The following is a 21,420-nucleotide window of genomic DNA, read 5'->3' as shown; positions in this document are numbered from 1 at the left end:
TTCAAGATCACGTCGCCACGGACGGGAGGCCGTCGTCACCATTCCGCCGCGGGTTTGCTCGTCAACCGTGTGAATCATGGCAATCTTCCTCTGTTGCAGCCCCGACCAGGCAGTGCAGTCGCCGATCCGGCCAGATGCATGTTGCCACCTCCGCCACTCGACGTGCACGGTGCGGTTACCCAACCGTGATGTGCGAAAACCTAGCCGAGCTAGCGGTTTATCGATGATCACCCTCGACGCGCTGGGGGCGTGGGTGATCAAGTGCAACCCGGCGCGGACGCCGCTCGAGCCCATGCTCGCCGCCGGCGAGACGAAGCCGTCGTGGTGCGTCGCCGACAACTACCGGTCCCGGCTGCTGCGCCCCGGCCAGCGGGTTCTGTTCTGGGTGTCGGCGCATCCGCGGCGCGGCATCTGGGGATTCGGTCACGTCACCGGTGAGCCGGCCAGGGGCGACGACGGTCGCCTGCACGTCCCGGTTCGCATCCCGCTGTTCGCCGATCCGGTGCCCGCCGCGGAACTGACGGCGGTGCCGGGGCTGGCCGCCATGGAGGTGTTCCGCTCCCCGCAGCAGGCCAACCCGTCCTGGGTGAGCTGCGCGGAGTGGGCGCTGCTCCACCCGCTACTGCCCGGCTGAGCGTCCCACCCGGTTGAACCGCTTGCCGCGCGCGATCCTGCGCATCTCCGCGTCCTGGTCGATCAGACTGCTCAACTCGCGGTGCAGTGCGGTCCCCACGCGTTCGCAGAACCGTCGGGGCTCGTCCGCGGCGTCGGGTGATTCGGGGATGATCAGGTCGACGATCCCGTCGCGACGCAGGTCGAGTGACCGGATCCCCTGCCGCTCGGCCATGTCCGGGGCGTGATCGACGTCGCGGTGGACGATCGCACTCGCTCCCTCCGGCGGCAGCGGCGAGAGCCACGCGTGCTGCGCGGCGAGGACGCGGTCGGCCGGGACCAGCGCCAGTGCGCCGCCTCCGGTCCCCTGCCCCAGCAGCACCGACACCGTCGGGGTGTCGAGGTCGACCATGTCGGCGATGCAGCGGGCGATCTCGCCGGCCAGTCCGCCCTCCTCGGCGTCCTTCGACAGTGCCGCACCGGCGGTGTCGATGACGGTGACCAGCGGCAGCCGCAGGTCTTCGGCCAGTCGCATACCGCGCCGTGCCTCGCGCAGCGCCGCGGGGCCGAGCGGTGTACGCGGCGTCTGACCGTGCCGGTCCTGTCCGAGCAGCACGCACGGCATGTCGCCGAAGCGGACCAGCGCCAGGATCAGACCGGGATCGGACTCGCCCTGACCGGTTCCGTTGAGCGGCAACACGTCTGAGGCGGCGTTGAACAGCAGCTCGCGTACGCCGGGCCGGTCGGGGCGGCGCGACGCCAGCACCGAGGTCCACGCCGGGAGGTCTTCGATCACCCGGTCCTGGGTGTCGGCGGGCAATCCGCAGCGCCGGGGCTGATCGGTCATGATCCGCAAGGCACGGTCGACGATCTCGCCGAGCTGTTCCGGCGGTCGGACCGCGTCGATCAGCCCGTGCGCCTGCAGGTTCTCCGACGTCTGCACCCCGGCGGGGAAGCGATCGTCGTACAGCGCCTCGTACACGCGCGGGCCGAGGAACCCGACGAGCGCCTCGGGTTCGGCGACGGTGAGGTGCCCGAGCGATCCCCACGACGCGAACACCCCACCGGTCGTGGGGTGCCGGAGGTAGACGATGTAGGGCAGGTGGGCGGCCTTGTGCAGGGTGATGGCGGCGGTGATCCTGACCATCTGGAGGAACGCGACCGTTCCCTCCTGCATCCGCGTTCCCCCAGACGTCGGCAGGGCCAGCAGTGGCAGCCCCTCGGCGGTCGCCCTGTGGATCGCCGTGACCAGCCGCTCCCCCGCCGCGACGCCGATCGAGCCTGCGAGGAAGGCGAATTCGCTCAGCAGGATCGCGACCTTGCGCCCGCGGATCGTGATGGCACCCGTGATCACCGACTCGTCGAGGCCGGTCTTGGCGCGCGCCGCCGCCAGCTCGCCGGCGTACGCGTCGTCGACCGCGAACTCGTCGGCCGGCGCGTCCCAGCTGACGAAGCTGTCGACGTCGGCCAGCACGTCGAGCAGGTCGCGCGCGGACAGCCGGCGCATCAGACGGCTTCCTTCAGCCAGGCGCGGACGAGATCCTCGTCCGCGCCGAGGACGGGCGGGGCCAGGTGCGCGGTCTCGGTGACCTCGGTGCCGTCGGCGTCGAAGAAGCGCAGCGGCGGGCCGGGCAGCGTGACTGTCCCCAGCGTCTCGTGGTCGACGTCGATCAGCAGGCCCTGAGAGCGGGTCTGCTCCCACTCGTAGACCTCTTGGACGTTGCGGACCTTGCCCGCGGGAACGCCGATCTCGTCGAGCAGCGTCAGCAGCGACGCCGTGTCGTGGGCGGCGAACAGTTCGGTGACGAGCGCGATGACGCCGGCCTGATTGGCGACCCGCTGCGGGTTCGTGGCCATGCCCTCGGTGTCGGGATCGATGCCGAAGCCCTCGCAGAACCGGTGCCAGAGTCCCTCGCTGCCCACCGAGATCTGGACGGCGCCATCGGCGGTCGGGAACAGTCCGTACGGGCAGATCGACGGGTGGTGGTTGCCCTGGGCCTCGCCGACCTCGCCGGCCACGGTCCACTTCGTGCCCTGGAACGCGTGCACGCCGACGACGCTGGCGAGCAGGGAGGTCCGCACCACGGTGCCGCGCCCCGTGCGATCGCGGTCGCGTAGTGCCGCGAGCACGCCGAACGCCCCGTACATGCCGGCGAGCAGGTCGGCGATCGGGACGCCGACGCGCTGTACGTCGTCGGGACCGGACCCGGTGAACGACATCAGGCCGGCCTCGCCCTGGGCGATCTGGTCGTAACCGGACCGGCCACCCTCCGGGCCGTCGTGGCCGAAGCCGCTGATCGACAGGATCACCAGGCGGGGGTTCAACTCGGACAGTCGCTCCGGCGAGAAGCCGAGCCGGTCGAGGACGCCGGTGCGGAAGTTCTCGAGCAGGACGTCGGCCTTCCGGACCATGTCCTCGAGAGCCTGGCGCCCGTCGTCGGTCTTGAGGTCCAGCGCGATCGACCGCTTGTTGCGGTTCGCCGACAGGAAGTAGGTGGATTCGCGGTCGGCGCCGACGGGCTCGACGAACGGCGGACCCCAGGCGCGGGTGTCGTCGCCACCCTTGGGGCTCTCCACCTTGATCACGTCGGCTCCGAGGTCGCCGAGCATCATCGCCGCGTGCGGGCCGGCGAGGGCGCGGGTCAGGTCGACCACCACGGTGCCGCGCAGCGGACCGGTCCTGCCCGTCGTGTTGAGTTCCAGCGACATCGTGCGCCTCCCGTGGATTGGTGACCTAGTGGCCTAGCCAATTCATTGGACCACGGCGGCCGGAACCCTGTCAACGGGTGTCAGCGCAGGTCAGCATGGGTCGCCGGAACGCACGACGACGCCGGGAAGCAGCGATGCGCCGACCTCGCGCACCGCCGCCTCCCGGCGTTCCTCAGATCGTCAGAGCCAGCCGGGCACCACGAGGACGGCCCAGGCGATGAGCGGTCCGATCGCCACCACCAGCGCGCTGTACTTGAGGATCTGCTTGTAGAACACGTCCCGGTCGATGCCCTGGGCATTGGCCAGCACCAGTGCGCCGTTGGTCGAGAACGGGCTTACGTCGACGATCGTGGAGGCGATCGCCAGTGCGACGATCACGCCGACGGCACCGACCTCGCCGGCCATCAGGAACGGGACCGCGAGCGGGATGGTGGCGCCCAGGATCGCCGTCGAGGACGCGAACGCGGACACGATGGCACCGATGTAGCAGAGCAGCAGTGCGACGAGCATCGGCGCACCCAGTGCTGCGACGCCGTTGCCGACCCACTCGACGGTGCCGGCCTCCTGCAGGACGCCGACGAAGGTCAGCACGCCACCGATGAGAAGCACCGTCGACCAACTGATCTGGTTGATCGCACCCTTCTGCGCCTTCGGCGAGGCGAGCGCCAGGATCACCGCGATCGTCATCGACACGAAGCCGACGTCCAGGTCGAGGATCAGCGAGAACACGGCCAGCGAGGCGAGGCCGACGAGGGTGAGGATCTGCTCGAAGGTGATGGCCTTGACTGCGACGGCCAGCGGCGGCGCCTTCTCCGCGGTCACGGCCTGCGAGCGGGCCTTGGTGGTGGTCGTGCCGAAGCCGCGCATGACCGTCGCCGGGGACTTGCCGCCACCCACCGCGCCGGTGTCGTCCTCGGGACGGACGTCGTCGTGGTCGTGCACGCTGCGGCCGATGAGGTCGCGCCCACCGAGGAACGTGAAGAGCAGGACGCCGATCGCGGCGTTGAAGAAGAGGCTGCCCAGGAAGAGGGTCAGCGGGCTGTTCTCGAGCCCGGCGCCGGAGGCGATGTTGTTGACGGTGACGCCGTAGATGCTGATCGGCGAGAAGCCGCCGGCCTGCGCGCCGTGCACCACCATCATGCCCATCAGCAGGGGCTTGATGTCGTACCGCGCGGCGAAGCCGAGGGCGATCGGTGCGACGATGGCGACCGCGGCGGGGCCCAGCGCGCCGATCGACGTCAGGACGCCGGTGACGCCGAACATCACCCACGGGATGAGGGCGACGCGGCCGCGGACCAGCCGGACCGCCCCTCGCACCAGCAGGTCGACGGTCCCGTTGTTCTGGGCGATCGCGAAGAGGTACGTGATACCGACCAGCGTGAGGAACAGGCTGCTCGGGAATCCGCCGATGATCTGGTCGGAGTCCATGCCGACCCAGATCGTGCCGACGAAGAACGCCGCGACGAATCCGAGGGCACCCATGTTGACGGGCAACACCGTCGCGGCGACGAACATGACGACCAGCGCCAGGATCGGGATCACTTCAACGGGCATCGTCTTCTCCAACCTGTGGTGTGGATGTGGCCAATTGGCCTAGCCACTGAGTCACTAGGAGTGAAACAGTGAACCCGGTCACTGTCAACCCTCGACTGTGTCTTCTGTCATGTTCCTGGGAACGGCTATTCTCGGTCCGAAGGCAAAGAGAGTGAGTGACTCAGTGGCTGAGCAAATTCGCCCGGTGGCTCGACCCCGGCTGTACGAGGTGATCGTCGAGCAGCTGTGCAAGCACATGGCCGACCGCGACATGCAGGCCGGCGAACGGCTGCCTCCGGAGCGTGAACTGGCCGCCCAGCTGGGTGTGAGCCGCGCGTCGCTGAGCCAGGCGCTGGTGGCGCTCGAAGTGCAGGGCATCCTGTCGGTGCGCCACGGCGACGGCGCGGTCCTGATCCGTCGACCCGTCGGCGACGCCGCGATCCGGGCGCTGCGCGAGCACGCCGATCGACTGCCCGAGGTCATCGAGGCACGCGAGGCCCTCGAGGTGAAGCTCGCCGAACTCGCCGCCGCCCGCCGCAGCGACGCCGAGATGGCCGCGATCGACGACGCGCTGGCGATCATGGAACTCGAGATCACCGGCGGCGAGCGCGGGGTATCGGGTGACGAGCACTTCCACGCCGCCATCACCGCCGCCGCACACTCCCCTCTGCTGGCACGGCTGATGGGCGAGATCGCAGAATTGGTGCGCGAGACGCGCATCGAATCGCTGTCGCAGTCCGAGCGGCCGAAGGCCTCCCTGGAGGGACACCGCCGCATCGCCGAGGCCGTACGCCGGCAGGACCCCGTCGAGGCGGGTCGCGCGATGGCCGACCACATCCGGATGGTGTCGGACGTCGCGCTGCTCCGCGCCGGGAACTGACCCACGTGCCGGCTCGACCGGTCTTCGTCCTGCACGAGCACCGGAAACCGCGGCTGCACTTCGACCTTCGGCTCGAGGAGGACGGCGTCCTGCGGTCGTGGGCGGTGCCCAAGGGACTGCCCGTCGATCCCCGGCACGACCGGCTCGCGGTGGCCGTCGACGACCACGACCTCGAGCACGCGACGTACACCGACGCCGACAAGGACATCGCGGACCACGGCTGGTGGCGGCTCGTCGACCGCACCGAGCGCCGCTTCGTCTTCGACCTGCACGGCGAGCGGGACGTGGTGCGCTACGCGCTCATTCGTACCGACCGCGACTGGCTGCTGCACCTGACGAAGGAGCAACCGGTGGCCGCCGAAGACCCAGGGCCAGCGTGAGCTCCAGAACGGTGTCCGGGTCGTCGAGACGCTTCCCATAGACCTCGCGAAGCCGGCCCAGCCGATAGCGGACCGTCTGCGGGTGGACGAACAGTTCGGCGGCGACCTCGTCGCGACTCCCCCGGTGCAGCAGCCAGGCGCGCAGTGTCTCGATCAGGTTGTCCCGCACGAGTGGTCGCATCCCGTCCAACGGCGCCAGGGCGCGGGCCCGCAGATCCGCCAGCGCCTCGGGGTCTGCGCCCAACACCAGTTCGGGCAAGTGACACTCGGTGTCGGTCACGGCGTCGTCGTCGTGCACGCGCATGGCGAGTGCCCGCTCCACCCGGCGCACCGACGACGCCGCCTGCATCCACGGTCGCGCGGGCCCGATCACGCTGCCCTGCAGCGGAAACGACGTCACGTAGGCGGCGCGGCTCGAGCCACCGACGTCCGGCACCAGCAGGAGCGACATCGGCCTGCGGTGCGGCGCGACGGCGTCCTCGGGTACCTCCAGCGTGCGCTGGTCCACCACCCTGGCCTGGCCGGCCCGCCACCCGCTCGGCACGGCGAGGGCCGTCAGCGTCCGCGGCGGCGCCCAGTCCGCCCGCTCGGCGGCGGCCGTCAGGTCATCCGCAGCCGCGGATCGAAGGAGACTGCGCACCAGCACTTCTCGCGCGCGTTGCCGTGCACGGCCCGTCCTCGCCTCCTCGTCGGCGTGGCCCGACACCGACGCCGCCGACAACCGATCCATGTAGGCGAAGATCTGCTCGGCGAACACCGCCAGCTGATCACCCGGGACGCGGTGACCCACGGCCAGCGCGCTCCACTGCCGCCACACCGTACGAGCGCCGATCCGGTAGGCGGCGAGCAGCACGTCGGATCCGCGTCCCGCACGCGCCTCACCCTGCCCGAGGGTGAAGGCTCCCGCCAGCGCCGGGTCGCGACCAGGCGAGACGTCCGGGTCGACGCCGTCGGCGACCAGGGTGACGAATACCGTCACGGTCCGCCGCACCGAGTCCTCGATCATGCGGCGCTCCACCCCGACCGTGGTGCGGTAGGCCGGCACCTCGGCGACGACGGCCGCCACGGTCGTCTCCGCCAGCGCCGGCAGACCGTCCCGGAGTGCGTCGAGCAGCGCGGCGGGCAGGCGCAGCCGCGGCGCGTGACCCGTCTCGACGGTGTGCTCGGTCGACGGTGACATGTCCCCCCGTCCTCGAGCACCCAGGATACGAACCGCGGCTCGCTCCGCAGGCGTTTCAGACGGTTCGGGTCCCTAGGCCACGAATTCGTCGAGCCGCGCCGCCGACACGGCCGCGGCGGTCGGCAGCGCCACGGACACGTCGGAGACGTTCATGACTCCCAGCGTGCCGAGGTTGGCGTAGGCGACCGACGAACCGGTGATCTGCAGGGTGAGCGACTGGCCCGGCGCGAGCGTGTGCGCGACGTGTTCCATCGCGACGGTCACCGTGTGACTCCCGCCGTCCAGGGTGATCGGCACGGGCGTCACCAGGTTGCCCAGGACGAGCCCGGTCTGGTCGTCGACGAGCTGCGCGTACACGAAGCGGCTGGTGCCGACGCCCGAGTAGGTGAAGGTGAGCGCAGGCGCGCCGACCAGCTGGACCGTCGTCGCGGGTGCCGGGATCGGCACGTCGATCGCGGTGTCGGCTCGCGACGCCAGCGCCAGGGACAGCGGCAACGGCACGATGTCCTGCGGTCCGGATCCACCGATGGGCAGGAGCGGCAGCACTCCCCCGGCCCCCGAGACGGTCAGCGGCGCAACGTAGAAGGCGGGATCGGACGGCAGGACGTCCGACGAGAAGTTCTGGCCGTACTGGTTCACCCATTCGAACGTCGCGCCGGTGTCGGCGTCCTCGTTGCCCTTCACGTACCGGTCGAGCCACGCCATCGTGCGGTCGGCGATCAGCGCGCCGTCGTTGAGGCTCGTCAGGCAGGCGCCGTGGCCGCCGCAGAACCAGATCATCTTGACCGGAACGCCGTTCGCCTCGAGCAGCTGGGCGTTGACGACGGCCTGTCGGAGCGGGAACAGCGGGTCGACGGTGCCCTGGATCAGCAGGGTGGGTGCGGTGATGTCGCCGACCAGCAGGCCCGGGCCGCTGCTCGCGAGCACTGCCTGCTGCTCCGGCGTGAGCACGCCCAGCAGGCTGCCGGTGACGGTGCCGGCATAGATGTCCGGTATGGCCCGGACGCCCGAGGTCAGCAGGTCGAGGGTCAGCAGCAGTGAGTACGCCGTCTTGAACGCCTGATTCGGGTACAGCGAGTCCAGCAGGGAGTTCCACGTGATCGACGGCGCTATCGCGTCGACGCGCTGGTCGATCGCGGCGGTGATCAGCTGGATGCCGCCGCCGTAGGAGCCGCCCACCATGCCGAGCCGTGGGTCACCGGCAGCGTCGAGCACAGCCTCCGGACGCGACGCCACCCAGTCGACGATCGCCTTGGCATCCAGACCCTCGAACAGCGGATTGTTCAGGTGCAGAACGCCTCCCGACGCTCCCACGCCGCGTGGGTCCCACGTGACGACGTTGTAGCCGTCGGCTCGCAGCGGCGCGATGCCGGGCACCCCGTACTGGTTACTCCACGACGAGGTGGGATTGGTGTCGCCGGGGTCGGCGAAGCCCGGGCCGAGCAGCAGGGTGGGCGCGGTGATTCCGGCCGGAAGCCCGAGCGCGGGAAAGAAGTTGGTGCTGATCGAGGTGCCGTCGAACGAGACGATCCGCGTGGTGAACGCGATCGGTGCCCCGCCCGGTGCCAGGGCGGCGACGTCGACCTCGATGGGCACCACCACCGCGTAGCCGATGAGCGGTTGCAGGGCGGTGCCCAGGATCGGGATCTGGCGGAGCAGCGCGACGATCGGCTGCACGATCGAACTCGCCAGCGGCACCTGCTCGAGCGCGGCGATCAGCGCGGTGCGCTCGGCGACCTGGATCGAGAACCGCTCGACGCCGCGGGTCGTAACGATGCTCCCGTCGGGTAGGAACGTGAAGTTGCCCGCGGCGTCCAGGGTGAGCTTGCCGCCTGCGCTCGGAGCCCCGATCGGGGAGTAGGTCAGCGGGTTGCCTCCGCCCGTCGCGTTGACGCTGCCGGTGACCACCCCGTCGACGAGGCCGACTACGGGGTCGACGGTGATGGGGGCATCGGCCAGTTCCCGACGCGCCGCGCCGGCCAGCATCCAGTCGACGGGTGAGTCCGGTGGCGCCGTCGGGTGCTCGACGGCGTCGGAGTCCTGCTCCTGGGGCGCCGGCGCCGACATCAGCCGCATCGGCGCGGCGGAGTCCTGTGGTTCGTCGTCCCGGGGCGAGGTCGGCTCGGTGTCCGCGGGCTCCTGCTCCTTGGTGTCCTGCTCCTCGTCGTCGTGCACGGTGTCCCAAGCGGACGACGGCGTGCGACCGTTCCCCACGGTCGTGACGTTGCCCTCGGTCGTGGGCCGACGCTTCGGCGACGAGTCGGGGTCCGATCCGGGTTCGACGTTCGGTTCGGCCTTCGGGTCTTGGCTCCGGTCCTGGCTCGGGTCGGACGCCGGCCCGGTGTTCGGACCCGGCGACGACGACGTCGACTCCGACGACTCCGACTGCTCCGATGCGGGTTCGGCCGACGCCACCCCCGGAAGGGCTGCGACGGCCGCCCCGACGCCCAGGGCCACCGCTAATCCCGCGACCCGACCTACGTATGCCCCAGCGTTCATGGCTTCCCCTGACGAATGATGCCGTCGCCGAACGCAATCGGTGACGGACGTGAGCGTCGCCACGGGCCGGGATCCATTATTGACGGTTGCGGCTAATGGCAGGACGGCTCATTATTGCGCCGCCGAACGGGAGCATTCTTGACTCGAACGGGTGAAGATTCGGACGGTTTTTGTTCTGTGGTGACAACGGCGCAGGGCGTGGACTACCCGATTCTCCTGCGGGGAGCCGCGGAGCGGGGCGGACGCGCCCGCATGTGATCGCGGGCGCGACCCATCATGTCGCCGAGAGTGCGCACGTCACGGTCGGAGAGCGCGTCGAAGAGCATGTCGCGGACGACGTCCACGTGGCCGGGAAGCACGTCGGCGACACGTGTGCGACCCGCCTCGGTGATCTGAACGACGGTGGCACGCTGATCGTCGGGGCTCGGGTGGCGGCTGATCAACCCGTCCCTCTCCAGCAGTCCGGCCTGGTGGGTTAGACCGGAACGGCTGTAGACCACCCCATCGGCGAGATCGGTCATGGTGAGCGACTGGCCTTGCGCGTCAGCAAGTTTCGCGAGGATCTCGAACTGCACGTAGCTCAGCCCGCCCTCGGCCTGCAGCTGCCGGCGCACCGCGTACTGCAGCAGACTGACCGCCTCCGTCAGGGCGAAGTAGGTTCGCATCTGCTGGGCATCGAGCGCGGGGGCCATGTCGGGAGCCTAGTGCTTCGGCGTCGAAGCACCAGGCTCACGACCCTTGGCGTCGGCTACTCGACCACGGGGACGAGCACGGTCTTGCCGTGCAGGCGACCGGCATCGGATGCCTCGTGCACGGCCGCTGCCCGATCGATCGGGAGGCGCTCGGCCACGTCGACGTCCAACTCCCCGTCGTCCACGCGACGGACGAGTTCGGCGAGCTGCGCGGCGTCACTCCGGACGAAGATCCGTTGCGAGCGGACCCCGCGGCCCGGCTCCGTCGGCCCGAAGGCCATGGTGCCGACGTGAATGCCGCCGTCGGCGACGAGCCCGATGAGCGCCTCGGTGTCCCCGTCGGTGGTGACGACCAGGTTGAGGACGACGTCGAACGGCGCGCCCTCCACCGCGAGCGGCCTCGTGTCGAAGTCGACGTAGTCGACCACCCGGTCGGCACCGTATCGCCGCAGCCGGTCGACGTCACGCGACTTCGCCGTCGCCGTGACGACGGCGCCCGCCCGCGCGGCCAGCTGGACGGCGTATCCACCGACGGCGCCCCCGGCGCCGTTGACGAAGACCCTCTTCCCGGCGGTCACGTCGGCGATCTCGAACAGGGACTGCCAGGCCGTGAGTCCCACCACCGGCAGCGCGGCGGCATCGCCCAGGTCCAGCGACCGCGGTGCGGACGCGAGCGACCCGGCCGGCGCGAGTGCGAATTCCGCGGCGGCGCCGTCGGCGTCGAGCGGCAGCATCGCGATCACCGGATCACCGACCTGCCACCCGCGAACGCCATCGCCCAGTTCGGCGATCGTGCCGGCGACGTCGACGCCCGGAACGTGCGGGAACGAGATCGAGTACACCTCGGCCAGGTAGCCGCCGCGGATTCCCGCGTCCACCGGGTTGAACGAGGTGGCCGCCACCTCGATCAGGACCTCTCCCGGACCGGGAGCCGGTCGCGGTGCGTCGCCGTACGCCAGGACATCGGCGTCGCCGTAGCGGTGGTAGTAGAGAGCCTTCATGATCGTCCTCCTTCGTCAATTGCTTCGATGTCGAAGCGATAGTCTCCACAACCCGCTTCGATGTCGAAGCATTCCCCGAGCCGCCGTCGGCGCCTGCCGATAGGCTTCCCCGGTCGTCCGACGCGGAAGGGGCCGCAGTGTCCAGGCAGAACAGCGAGCGGCCGCCAGCGCCCACCACGATCGAGGTGCGTGGCGCGTGCGTGCACAACCTCGCGCACGTCGACGTCGACGTGCCGCTGAACCAGATGGTCGCCATCGCAGGGGTTTCCGGCTCGGGCAAGTCGTCGCTGGCGATGGGTGTCCTCTACGCGGAGGGGTCCCGCCGCTACGTCGAGGCACTGTCCACCTACACCCGCCGCAGGATGTCGCACGCCACCAAGGCCACCGTCGACAGCGTCCGGCACGTGCCCGCCGCCCTGGCCCTGCGGCAGCGGCCGGGCGTCCCCGGCGCGCGCAGCACCTTCGGCACCTCGACCGAACTCCTCAACGTCCTGCGCCTGCTGTTCTCCCGCCTGTCCGAACACGTCTGTCCCAACGGGCACCGCCAGGAACCGACCATCGACGTCGCCGCCGGCCTGGACCTCACCTGTCCGGTCTGCGGAGTCACGTTCACCCCGCCGGGCGCCGAGGCACTCGCCTTCAATTCCGACGGCGCGTGCCCGACCTGCGGCGGCCTGGGGGTCGTGCGGGAGATCGACGACGCACTGCTGGTCCCCGACCCCTCCCGCACGATCGCCGACGGCGCGGTGGCCCCGTGGAAGATGATGGGCCTCACCGTGATGCCGCAGATGGTCGGCGAACTCGGCGTGCGCACCGACGTGCCCTACCGCGATCTCACCGACGACGAGCGGAACGTCGTCCTGCACGGCCCCGCCGAGAAGCACCGCATCACGGTGCCGTCCAAGAGCGGGAAGCTGTTCGAGGTCAACTTCACGTACCGCAACGCCCGCCTCGCCGTGCAGGAGGCGCTCGACAAGGCCGCCAGCGAAGGCGGCCTCACCCGGGTCAACAAGTTCATCCACACCGCCACCTGCCCGACGTGTGACGGCACCCGGTTGAGCGATCGTGCGCTCGCGCCGCGGGTCACCGGCATCAACCTGGCCGAGGCGACCGCGAAGACGCTCGACGACGTGATCACCTGGGCGCCAACGGTGGTCGGCACCCTGCCCGCCGACATGCGGTCGATGGCCACCGCGATCGTCACGCAACTGCTCGAGATGGCGGAGCGGCTCGTCGAACTCGGCCTCGGGTACCTCGGGCTGGACCGGCCCGGTTCCACCCTCTCCACCGGAGAGCGGCAACGAGTGGCGCTCTCCCGGGCCGTCCGCAACCAGACCACCGGGGTCCTCTATGTCCTCGACGAACCGTCCATCGGCCTGCACCCGTCCAACATCGACGGCCTCAACGGCGTCATCCGCGACCTGCTGCGCGACGGGAACTCCGTCGTGCTGGTCGACCACGACGTGCAGGTGCTCCGCGAGTCCGACTGGTTCATCGAGATCGGCCCGGGCTCGGGCAGCGAGGGCGGCACCGTGCTCGCCGAGGGCACCCTCGACGACCTGGTGGGCAATCCGTCGTCACTGATCGCCGGGTTCCTCGACGGCACCGAACCGATCCGCGTGCGCGACACCGTCTCGTCGCCAACGGTGTTCGACCACGGCACGATTCGCCTCGTGACGCACCCGCTGCACACCGTGCACGCGCTCGACGTCGACATCCCGAAGGGCCGGCTCACCGCGGTCACCGGGGTGTCCGGGTCCGGCAAGACCACCCTGGTGCTGGAGAGCCTGGTGCCGGCACTGCAGGCCACCGCCGCGGGTGACCCGCTGCCGGCGCACGTCGCGTCGGTCGAGCCGTCGGGAATCGAGCGGGTCAACGTCGTCGACGCCACGCCGATCGGCACCAACGTGCGATCCACCGTCGCCACCTACAGCGGCATTCTCGACGACCTCCGCCGCGTCTACGCGGACCTCGACGATTCGCGGCGCCACGGCCTCACCGCCTCGGACTTCTCCTACAACACCGGCTCGCTGCGGTGTCCGCGCTGCGAGGGCACCGGGCAGATCTCGCTCGACGTCCAGTTCCTCCCCGACGTCGACATCCCCTGCCCCGACTGCGACGGCAGCCGCTATGCCCCTGCAGCCCAAGCGTTCCGACGCGAGGCCGACGGCGGGCTCGCGCTGCCCGAACTCCTCGCGCTCACGGTGAAGCAGGCCATGGAGGTCACCGCCGATCTGCCCAAGGTGCACCGGAAGTTGCAGACCCTGATCGACCTCGGGCTGGGATACCTGACGCTGGGCGAGGACACCCCGGCGCTGTCGGGCGGCGAGGCCCAACGGCTCAAGCTCGCAACCGAACTCGGCCGCAAGCAGTCCGACGCACTGTTCGTCCTCGACGAGCCCAGCGTCGGGCTGCACCCCCTCGACGTCCGCGTGCTGCTCGGCGTCATCGACCGACTCGGCGCGAAGGGCGCGACCGTCGTGGTCATCGAGCACGACCTCGACATGATCGCCAACGCGGACTTCGTCGTGGACATGGGTCCCGGTGGCGGCGCGGCGGGCGGGACGATCGTCGCGACCGGTACGCCGGAGGAGATCGCCCAGTCGCCGGACAGCGTGACGGGGCGGTACCTCGGGTAGGTGGGTCGTTGACGGGCAGTCGATCGATCGTGATGACGACCTTTCCTGCCGTGGCCTCACCGCTCTCGGTTGCCCGTGAAGCACGTCGATCTCGAGGTAGCGCGCCCGACTAGACTTCCTGACCCATGGCCTACCTCCTCCAGTTGGACTCGTCCGCCAACCTCAGCTCGTCGGCAACGCGTCGGCTGACCGCGGAAGCCGCCGAGCGGTGGGCCCTGGTGGGTCCGGACCGCGAGATCCGTCGGCGAGATCTGCATACCGATCCACTGCCGCACTTGCCCACGAATGCGCTGCACTTCATCGCTTCTCGTCGTCCGGAGGACTCGGTCGCGCCGTCGGCGGAGGCCCAGCGGTTGCAGGACGAGCTGCTCGACGAGTTGGCGGGCGCCGCAGGGGTACTGATCGGCTCCCCGATGTACAACTTCTCGATGCCGTCGACGCTCAAGACCTGGCTCGACTACGTGCACGTCATCGGCGCCAACTCACCCGTCGGCGAAGGCATCGACCCGCTGCGGTCCAAACCCGTGACCGTGGTGTCCGCGCGCGCCACTCCGACGGGGGCGGACCCGCGGACCGACTTCGTCCTTGGCCCGTTCTTCGAGATCCTTGGCGGCTTCATGAGCATGGACGTTCAGGGGTTCGTCGTGCACACCGAGCCGTCTGCGGCCCCGGGAGACTTTCACCGGCCCTACGACGCCGTCCGCGCCGAGGTGCTCGCCAGCATCGTTCGCTGACCGACACCACCGAGGCTGGAGGCCACTCGATACCGGCCTCCACTCAGGACGGCTTGCGCCGACCCCCTCCCGGCAGCCGGTCGACGAACCGACCGAGGCGGACGACCGTGGTGTCCAGCGGGTCGACGATCTCGGTGAGTCGCTTCAGCGTCGGCAGGATGGCCATGAGTTCGTCGATGCCCGTCGCCAACTTCTCGGCGTGATCGTCGATACCCTGTGCCGCGGTGCTGAGACCGGCGATCTTCTCGGCGTTTCGATTGATGCCGGCCGCGCTGCTGCCCAACTCGGACAGGCTGCTCGCGATGATCTCCGCCGCCCGTCGAAGCTCGGCGATGTCGTCCAGCGTCGAACCGGCACGATCGACAAGCGCCGCCAACGCCATCGCGCGACTCGCAGTCCGGCGCACGGTGGTCTCGGTCCAACGGAGCACGTCGAGGACACCGGGACTGACGTCCACCTGCGGCGCCCCATAGCCAGTGAGCTGCATGCGTCGATTGTGCCTCTTCGAGATTCACGCCGTGGCGCCCTCCACCGATCTCTGGCAACACCGGTGCAGTCTCCGACGCAGCGCCGAGGCGGATGGTGCTGCGATTGCTGGACTTTGGACCGCGCGTACGCGGAGTCGACGTCAGTTTCGCGACCGAGCCCATGCAGGGAGCACCCATCGATGAGAAACGGCCCCCGGAGCATCTCCGGGGGCCGTTCCACCTAGTAGCGGGGACAGGATTCGAACCTGCGACCTCTGGGTTATGAGCCCAGCGAGCTACCGAGCTGCTCCACCCCGCGTCGGGTAAACGAAAGGTTACCGAAGGCCTTGGGGTAACACCAAATCGGCTGCTCAGGCCAGGATGCCGGCCGGATCGTGCCGTGCCGCCAACTCCTCCAGGCGGTGCAGGGTGTCCTCGTCGTAGCACTTGGCGAGCCGCCCGGGGTCGCGTGACGGCGCGAAATTGGGCAGCTGACCACCGGTGGAGCAGAACCGCAGAGCCGATACGAGTGCCGCCGCGTGCGGGGCCACCGCCTCGGCCACGGGCGGGGCGGGCACGCCGATCGTGGACAGCGAGTAGGCCGCCTTGCGATGGCAGAACGCGCTGGGGTGACGAGCATCACGCGCGAGGGCACCACCGAGCAGACGCAACTCCACGATCGCCTGCGGCGAGCACGAATCCGGACCCGCGGCGGCAAGGATCACGTCGACGGCCTCCACCGGCAGATCGGCGAGCAGCGCGTGGTCCTCGTGCACCGGCATCGGGTCCACGGGATCGGCGTGCACCGCGCCGATCGCGGAGTACGGATACACCCCGACGTGTCGAGGATCGGCGTGGCGGCCTCGCGCATCGGCGCCAGCGTCGACGCGCCGGTCGCGAGATCGCCGACGGCGACGTAGCGCACAGCCACCGTCATGCGGCCCGCCAGCGGCTCGGGCACACCCGGCAGGGGCGGCAGCTGCAAGATCGCGACCGACGTGGTGACGGACTCGGGCAGACCACCACTCCATGCACGCCACGCCCGCACCACCGCCTCGGCGTCACGCCCGTCGAAGTACAGTGCGCCACCGTAGAACTCGGCGATCGGCAGCAGATCGAACTCCACGGAGACCACGATGCCCAACATCGACTTGCCGCCCCGCAGACCCCAGAACAGGTCGGCGTGCTCGTCGGGGGTCACCCGCAACACCTCCCCTCGCGCAGTGACGAGGTCGAATGCCCGCACGTGGTCCGACGACAGACCCGTCGTACGCACGAGCGGGCCGATGCCGCCGCCCGTCAGGTAGCCGACCACCCCGACGCCCGGCGCGGACCCGCACGGCGGCGCCAGGCCCTGCGGTGCGGCGGCGTCGAGCACCTGCTGCCACGCGACGCCCGCCCCCACCCGCGCGGTGCGGTTCACGACGTCGATCAGGCAGCCCGACAGTCCGGCCGTCAGCACCAGGATCGTGTCACCATCGACGCCGACCGCCCCGTGTCCGGTGGCCTGCACGGCCACGCGCAGGCCGCGTTCGGTCGCGAAACGCGTCACGGCCGCGACGTCGGCCGCCGAGGTCGCGAACACCACCGCCGCCGGCTCCGTGGGGACCGCGAGGTTCCACGGCGTCGCCCGCTGGTACACGCGCTCCCCCGGTAGCGCGACCGGGCCGGCGACGACGTCGCGCAGGCCGCTGATGGTGTCCAGATCGTGGGTCGCGGACATGGATGGTCTCCTCTCGTCGAGTGGTCGACGGAAGGATCGATCAGAGCACTTGGCATCCACTTGGCGAGACGACGATGCCCCCGATCCGTGGGACCGGGGGCATCGTCGTCGCTCAGGCCCTAGTTGGCGTCGCGGTATCTCGCCATCGCATCGTCCAGACGTTGCAGCGCCTCGCCGTACTCGGCGAAGTTACCGCTCTGCTGAGCCGACTGGATGGTGTCGAGCGCGGAGTTGACCTCCTGCAGCGCCGCGGCCTTCGCCTGCGACAGCTGCACGGGACCACCCGGCGGGATCGCTGCCGGGGTGGGAACCTCCGGCGCACGGCCCTGAGCCGGTGGCGGCGACGCCGGCGGGGTGACGCTGCCCTGCTGGGGCTGCGCCGCCGGGGGTGCCGCGTTGCCCGACTGGCCCACGGTGGGCGCAGGTCCGGTGGCGGTGGCTCCGGCACCCGGCCCGAACAACTCGTCGAGCGCATCGCGGACCGTCGGCCCGTAACCCACCCTGTCGTTGTAGAGCATCGCGACGCGGATCAGACGCGGGTAGGACGACGCGGCGTCACTGGCGCCCGGCGACGCATACACCGGTGCCACGTAGAGCAGACCGCCGTTGCTGACCGGCAGCGTCAGCAGGTTGCCCCACCTGATCCGGTTCTGGTTGTCGCGGCCGATGACGCCGAGGTCCTGACTGACCGCGGTGTCGGTACTGATCGCGTTGAACGCCAGCTTCGGTCCGTTCACCTGACCAGGGATGGTCAGCACGGTGATCCTGCCGTACGTCTCAGGGTCCGAACTGGCACTGATGTACGCCGCCAGGAAGTCTCGCCGGAACCGGTTCATCGCACTGGTCAGCTGGAACGACGCCGAATCGTCGTTCTGCGCAATGTCCTTCGCGACGATGTAGTACGGCGGCTGGTAGCTGCTGGCCGTCGGGTTCGGGTCGAGCGGCACGTCCCAGAAGTCCGACGTCGAGAAGAACGTCACCGGGTCGTTGACGTGGTACTTGGCGAGCAGTGCACGCTGCACCTTGAACAGGTCCTCGGGGTAGCGCAGGTGCTCCTGCAGCTCCGGGCTGATCTCGCTCTTCGGCTTCACGGTGCCGGGGAAGACCGACATCCAGGCCTTGAGCACCGGGTCGTTCTCGTCCTGCGCGTACAGCGTGACGGTGCCGTCGTAGGCGTCGACGGTGGCCTTCACCGAGTTGCGGATGTAGGACACCTGCTTGTCCGGCGCGAGGCGGTTGAGCGCCACCTCGTTGGAGTCGGCGGTCGCCGACGACAGCGACGTCAGCTCGGAGTACGGGTAGTTGTCGAGCGTGGTGTAACCGTCGACGATCCACACGATGCGCTTGTTCACGATCGCCGGGTAGGCGCCGTTGTCGGTGGTGAGCCACGGCGCGACCGCGCTCACCCGGTCGGCGGGATCGCGGTTGAACAGGATCTTGCTGTTCTCGCCGATGGCCGTGTTGTTGAACAGGAAGTTGCGCTCGGCGTACTTCGCCGCGAACACGCTGCGGGACAACCAGTTGCTGAGCGGAACGCCGCCCGTGCCCGCGTAGGTGTAGTTCTTGGTCTCGGTGTTGGTCTCGACGTCGTACTCGCGGTCCTCGCCGTTGCGACCGACGATCGCGTAGTCCTCGGCCGTGTTCGCGATGACCGGGCCGTAGTAGATGCGCGGCTGGTCCAGCGGCGCCGGTCCCGGCGACACCACCTCGCCGTTGGCACCGACCACGCTGGCCAGGAACTCGGGGTAGCCGCCGTTCTGGTTCGGGTCGTTGGCGACGCCGCGGACCGTGTTGGCCGGCGAGGCGATGAACCCGTTGCCGTGGGTGTAGACGGTGTGCCGGTTGATCCAGTCGCGCTGGTTGTCGATCAGGCGGTCGGGGTTGAGTTCGCGCGCGGCGACCACGTAGTCGCGCAGGCGTCCATCAGGCCCGTTGTAGCGGTCGATCGACAGCTGGTCGGGGAAGAAGTAGAAGTTCTTGCCCTGCTGGAACTGCGTGAAGGCGGGCCCGACGATGGTCGGATCGAGCAGCCGGATGTTGGACGTGGTGGCCCGGTCGGCCGCCACCTGCTGGGCCGTCGCCTGGGAGTTGCCGCTGTAGTCGCGGTACGTCACCGTCTGGTCGGTCAGGCCGTACGCCTGCCGGGTGGCGGTGATGCTCCGGCTGATGTACTCCGATTCCTTCTGCGCGGCGTTGGGCTTGACGCTGAACTGCTCGACGATCAGCGGCCAGCCGGCGCCGATGATGAGCGACGACAGCAGGAGCAGCACGACGCCGATCGCGGGGATCCGCAGGTCGCGCAGGAAGATCGCGGAGAAGACGGCCGCGGCGCAGATGACCGCGATGGCCAGCATGATCAGCTTGGCGGGCAGCACCGCGTTGATGTCGGTGAAGCCGGCGCCGGTGAACGGCTTGCCGCCGCGGGTGTTGCTGAGCAGTTCGTAGCGGTCGAGCCAGTAGGCGAACGCCTTCAGCAGGATCAGCGTGCCGCCCAGTGCGATCAGCTGGATGCGTGCGGCCTTGCTCAGCGCGCCGGTGCGCCCGGCCAGCCGGATCCCACCAAACAGGTAGTGGCCCAGCAGGTTCGCGATGAACGCGAGGAACACGGCCACGAAGAGGTAGCTCAGTACCAGCCGGTAGAACGGCAGGTCGAATGCGTAGAAGCCGAGGTCCATGCCGAACTGCGGGTCGGCCACGCCGAACTCGCCGCCGTTGAGGAACAGCTGCACGCGCACCCAGTAGGTCTGGGCGACGATGCCGGCCAGCAGGCCGATGAACGCGGGCACGCCGATGGTGAACAGCTTCATCCGCGACATCACGGCGGTGCGGTAGCGCGCCACCGGGTCGTTCGGGCCGACCGACGGGACGAAGACCGGCCGGGTGCGGTAGGCCAGCGTCAGCGCCCCGAACACGACGGCGCCGATCACCAGCGCGGCCACCAGGAAGACGACGAGGCGCGTGGTGAGGACGGTGGTGAACACCGAGCGGTAACCCAGTTCGCCGAACCACAACCAGTCGACGTAGGTGTCGACGAACCGTGGGCCGATCAACAACAGCAGGACGAAGGTCAGCGCGATGCCGACCAGGATCCGGTTACGTCGCGTCAGCTTCGGCATTCTTGCCGCAGGCCGCATCCCCACTCGTCAACTCCACTCTCGGGTGCCAGTGCACTGGCAGATCGGTCGCGCGACCTCCGGGGAGAGCACGCGGCGTGACCCAACCTTACGCAAAGGCTGCGAAGGGAGTTCTCAGCAAGTGGGAGCTTCGCCACCGGCGGAATACGACTTCAGCGACTCCACGGCGTCGGTGAGGGTGTTCACCTTGATCATCCGCAGATCGTCGTCCTCGGCGGTCTTCGCCTCGGCGCAGTTCTCGGCGGGCACCATGAACACCGTCGCGCCCGCCTCCTGCGCCGCGTACATCTTGTGGGTGATGCCGCCGATCGGGCCGACCTTGCCGTCCGCGGTGATGGTGCCGGTGCCCGCGACGAACTTGCCGCCGTTGAGATCGCCGGTGGACAGCTTGTCGACGACGGCGAGGCTGAACATCAGCCCGGCGGACGGGCCGCCGATGTTGGCCAGGTTGAAGTCGATGGTGAAGTCGACCCACGGGGCGTCCCGCACGCCGACGCCGAGGAACCCGTAGTCGCGGTCCGGGTTGTCGCCGAGGGTGACCGTCGTCGTCCCGAGGTCGCCGCCCTTGCGGCGGTAGTCGATGACGATCCGGTCGCCCGGCTTGGTGGCCTTGAGCAGCCCGGTGAACTCGTCGAGGGTGGCGACCGGCTTGTCGTTCACCATGTCGATGGCGTCGCCGACCTCGAGCTTGCCCGCCGACGGACCCGGCTCGGTGACCGATTCGACGGTGACCGCCACCGGGTACTTCAGGTAGGACAGCGCGGCGTACTCGGCGTTGTCCTCCGAACTCTGGAAGTCCTTGGTGTTGCCCTCGTCGATCTCGTCCTTGGACTTGTCGGGCGGATACACCAGCGCGCGGGGCACCAGCTGGTCGCGACCGGAGAGCCACAGCAGCATCGCCTGACCCAGCGAGATGCCGTCGCTCTGCGACACCGTCGTCATGTTCAGGTGGCCCGACGTCTTCTGCACCTCGGTGCCCTCGATGTCGACGACCTGCTTGCCCTCGACCTCGCCGAGGGTGTCGAAGGTGGGGCCCGGTCCGAGCGCGACGAACGGCACGGGGACCGCCGACAGCAGCAAGCCGAACGCCACGATGGGCACCAACGCCACCAGAACGGTCACTAGCCGCCTGTTCAACCCGCCATTCACGCTGCCCACACTAGGGCTCGCCGGGACCGGACCCTCGCCGCACGGCCTCGGAGTTCACTGTCGGCGTGACCCGCGAGCCCGCGCCGAG

General features: G+C 69.6%; 15 protein-coding genes, 1 tRNA gene and 1 pseudogene. 5 read left to right on the top strand and 12 right to left on the bottom strand.

From position 1 onward, the window contains the following. Positions 1-223 precede the first annotated feature (223 nt). On the top strand, positions 224-634 hold the full coding sequence (locus AC1MEY_RS02970; protein WP_480229251.1) for an EVE domain-containing protein: 411 nt from the start codon (positions 224-226) through the stop codon (positions 632-634). On the opposite strand, the gene AC1MEY_RS02965 is transcribed toward AC1MEY_RS02970, so the two are convergent. The 3 genes from AC1MEY_RS02965 to AC1MEY_RS02955 form a co-directional block, all read right to left on the bottom strand. Then, a complete protein-coding gene (locus tag AC1MEY_RS02965; RefSeq protein WP_480229250.1) occupies positions 620-2,119 on the bottom strand; it encodes a carboxyl transferase domain-containing protein in 1,500 nt (499 codons plus the stop codon). The two genes, AC1MEY_RS02970 and AC1MEY_RS02965, sit on opposite strands and share 15 nt — an antisense overlap. Continuing rightward, positions 2,119-3,321, bottom strand: a complete 1,203-nt coding sequence (locus tag AC1MEY_RS02960) for a CaiB/BaiF CoA transferase family protein (RefSeq protein WP_480229249.1) — start codon at positions 3,319-3,321, stop codon at positions 2,119-2,121. The genes AC1MEY_RS02965 and AC1MEY_RS02960 overlap by 1 nt, the downstream gene beginning before the upstream one ends. Before the next feature lie 180 nt (positions 3,322-3,501). Further along, positions 3,502-4,875, bottom strand: coding sequence for an SLC13 family permease (locus AC1MEY_RS02955; RefSeq protein ID WP_480229248.1), 1,374 nt, complete (start codon positions 4,873-4,875; stop codon positions 3,502-3,504). A gap of 163 nt (positions 4,876-5,038) precedes the next feature. Here AC1MEY_RS02955 and AC1MEY_RS02950 point away from each other — a divergent pair, with 163 nt between their 5' ends. Both AC1MEY_RS02950 and AC1MEY_RS02945 read left to right on the top strand, forming a co-directional pair. Next, positions 5,039-5,734, top strand: a complete 696-nt coding sequence (locus tag AC1MEY_RS02950) for a FadR/GntR family transcriptional regulator (protein WP_480231274.1) — start codon at positions 5,039-5,041, stop codon at positions 5,732-5,734. 5 nt (positions 5,735-5,739) lie between these two features. After that, positions 5,740-6,114, top strand: coding sequence for a DNA polymerase ligase N-terminal domain-containing protein (locus AC1MEY_RS02945; protein WP_480229247.1), 375 nt, complete (start codon positions 5,740-5,742; stop codon positions 6,112-6,114). On the opposite strand, the gene AC1MEY_RS02940 is transcribed toward AC1MEY_RS02945, so the two are convergent. The 4 genes from AC1MEY_RS02940 to AC1MEY_RS02925 all read right to left on the bottom strand — a co-directional run bounded on the left by AC1MEY_RS02940 (position 6,035) and on the right by AC1MEY_RS02925 (position 11,486). Beyond that, entirely contained in the window at positions 6,035-7,294 is a 1,260-nt protein-coding gene (locus tag AC1MEY_RS02940) for a PucR family transcriptional regulator (protein WP_480229246.1), read from the bottom strand. The genes AC1MEY_RS02945 and AC1MEY_RS02940 overlap by 80 nt on opposite strands. 72 nt (positions 7,295-7,366) lie before the next feature. Further along, entirely contained in the window at positions 7,367-9,751 is a 2,385-nt protein-coding gene (locus AC1MEY_RS02935) for an alpha/beta fold hydrolase (RefSeq protein ID WP_480229245.1), read from the bottom strand. 245 nt (positions 9,752-9,996) lie between these two features. After that, on the bottom strand, positions 9,997-10,485 hold the full coding sequence (locus AC1MEY_RS02930; RefSeq protein ID WP_480229244.1) for a MarR family winged helix-turn-helix transcriptional regulator: 489 nt from the start codon (positions 10,483-10,485) through the stop codon (positions 9,997-9,999). 56 nt (positions 10,486-10,541) lie between these two features. Further along, entirely contained in the window at positions 10,542-11,486 is a 945-nt protein-coding gene (locus tag AC1MEY_RS02925) for an NADP-dependent oxidoreductase (protein ID WP_480229243.1), read from the bottom strand. Positions 11,487-11,731: 245 nt separating this feature from the next. Here AC1MEY_RS02925 and AC1MEY_RS02920 point away from each other — a divergent pair, with 245 nt between their 5' ends. After that, positions 11,732-14,125: an excinuclease ABC subunit UvrA gene (locus AC1MEY_RS02920; RefSeq protein ID WP_480231273.1), complete on the top strand. Its 2,394-nt coding sequence runs from the start codon at positions 11,732-11,734 to the stop codon at positions 14,123-14,125. Positions 14,126-14,250: 125 nt separating this feature from the next. Beyond that, a complete protein-coding gene (locus AC1MEY_RS02915; RefSeq protein WP_480229242.1) occupies positions 14,251-14,859 on the top strand; it encodes an NAD(P)H-dependent oxidoreductase in 609 nt (202 codons plus the stop codon). Positions 14,860-14,902: 43 nt separating this feature from the next. Here the strand turns inward: AC1MEY_RS02915 and AC1MEY_RS02910 are convergent, their stop codons facing one another. From AC1MEY_RS02910 to AC1MEY_RS02890, 5 genes and pseudogenes are all read right to left on the bottom strand, one after another. Then, complete coding sequence (locus tag AC1MEY_RS02910; protein ID WP_480229241.1) at positions 14,903-15,346, bottom strand: hypothetical protein; 444 nt, start codon at positions 15,344-15,346, stop codon at positions 14,903-14,905. Positions 15,347-15,571: 225 nt separating this feature from the next. Beyond that, positions 15,572-15,645 (bottom strand) — tRNA-Met (locus tag AC1MEY_RS02905). Positions 15,646-15,697: 52 nt separating this feature from the next. After that, positions 15,698-17,049, bottom strand: a pseudogene (locus AC1MEY_RS02900) (FAD-binding oxidoreductase). Between the two features lie 119 nt (positions 17,050-17,168). Further along, on the bottom strand, positions 17,169-20,189 hold the full coding sequence (locus AC1MEY_RS02895) for a UPF0182 family protein (RefSeq protein ID WP_480229240.1): 3,021 nt from the start codon (positions 20,187-20,189) through the stop codon (positions 17,169-17,171). Positions 20,190-20,297: 108 nt separating this feature from the next. Beyond that, positions 20,298-21,320 carry a YlbL family protein gene (locus AC1MEY_RS02890; RefSeq protein WP_480229239.1) on the bottom strand — a complete coding sequence of 341 codons (1,023 nt, stop codon included), beginning with the start codon at positions 21,318-21,320 and terminating at the stop codon, positions 20,298-20,300. Between the last annotated feature and the right edge of the window lie 100 nt (positions 21,321-21,420).

This window comes from Mycobacterium sp. PTI7 (assembly GCF_056679845.1).
The sequence above is the reverse complement of the archived record's forward strand: the minus strand, read 5'-3'. Positions and strand labels throughout refer to the sequence as shown.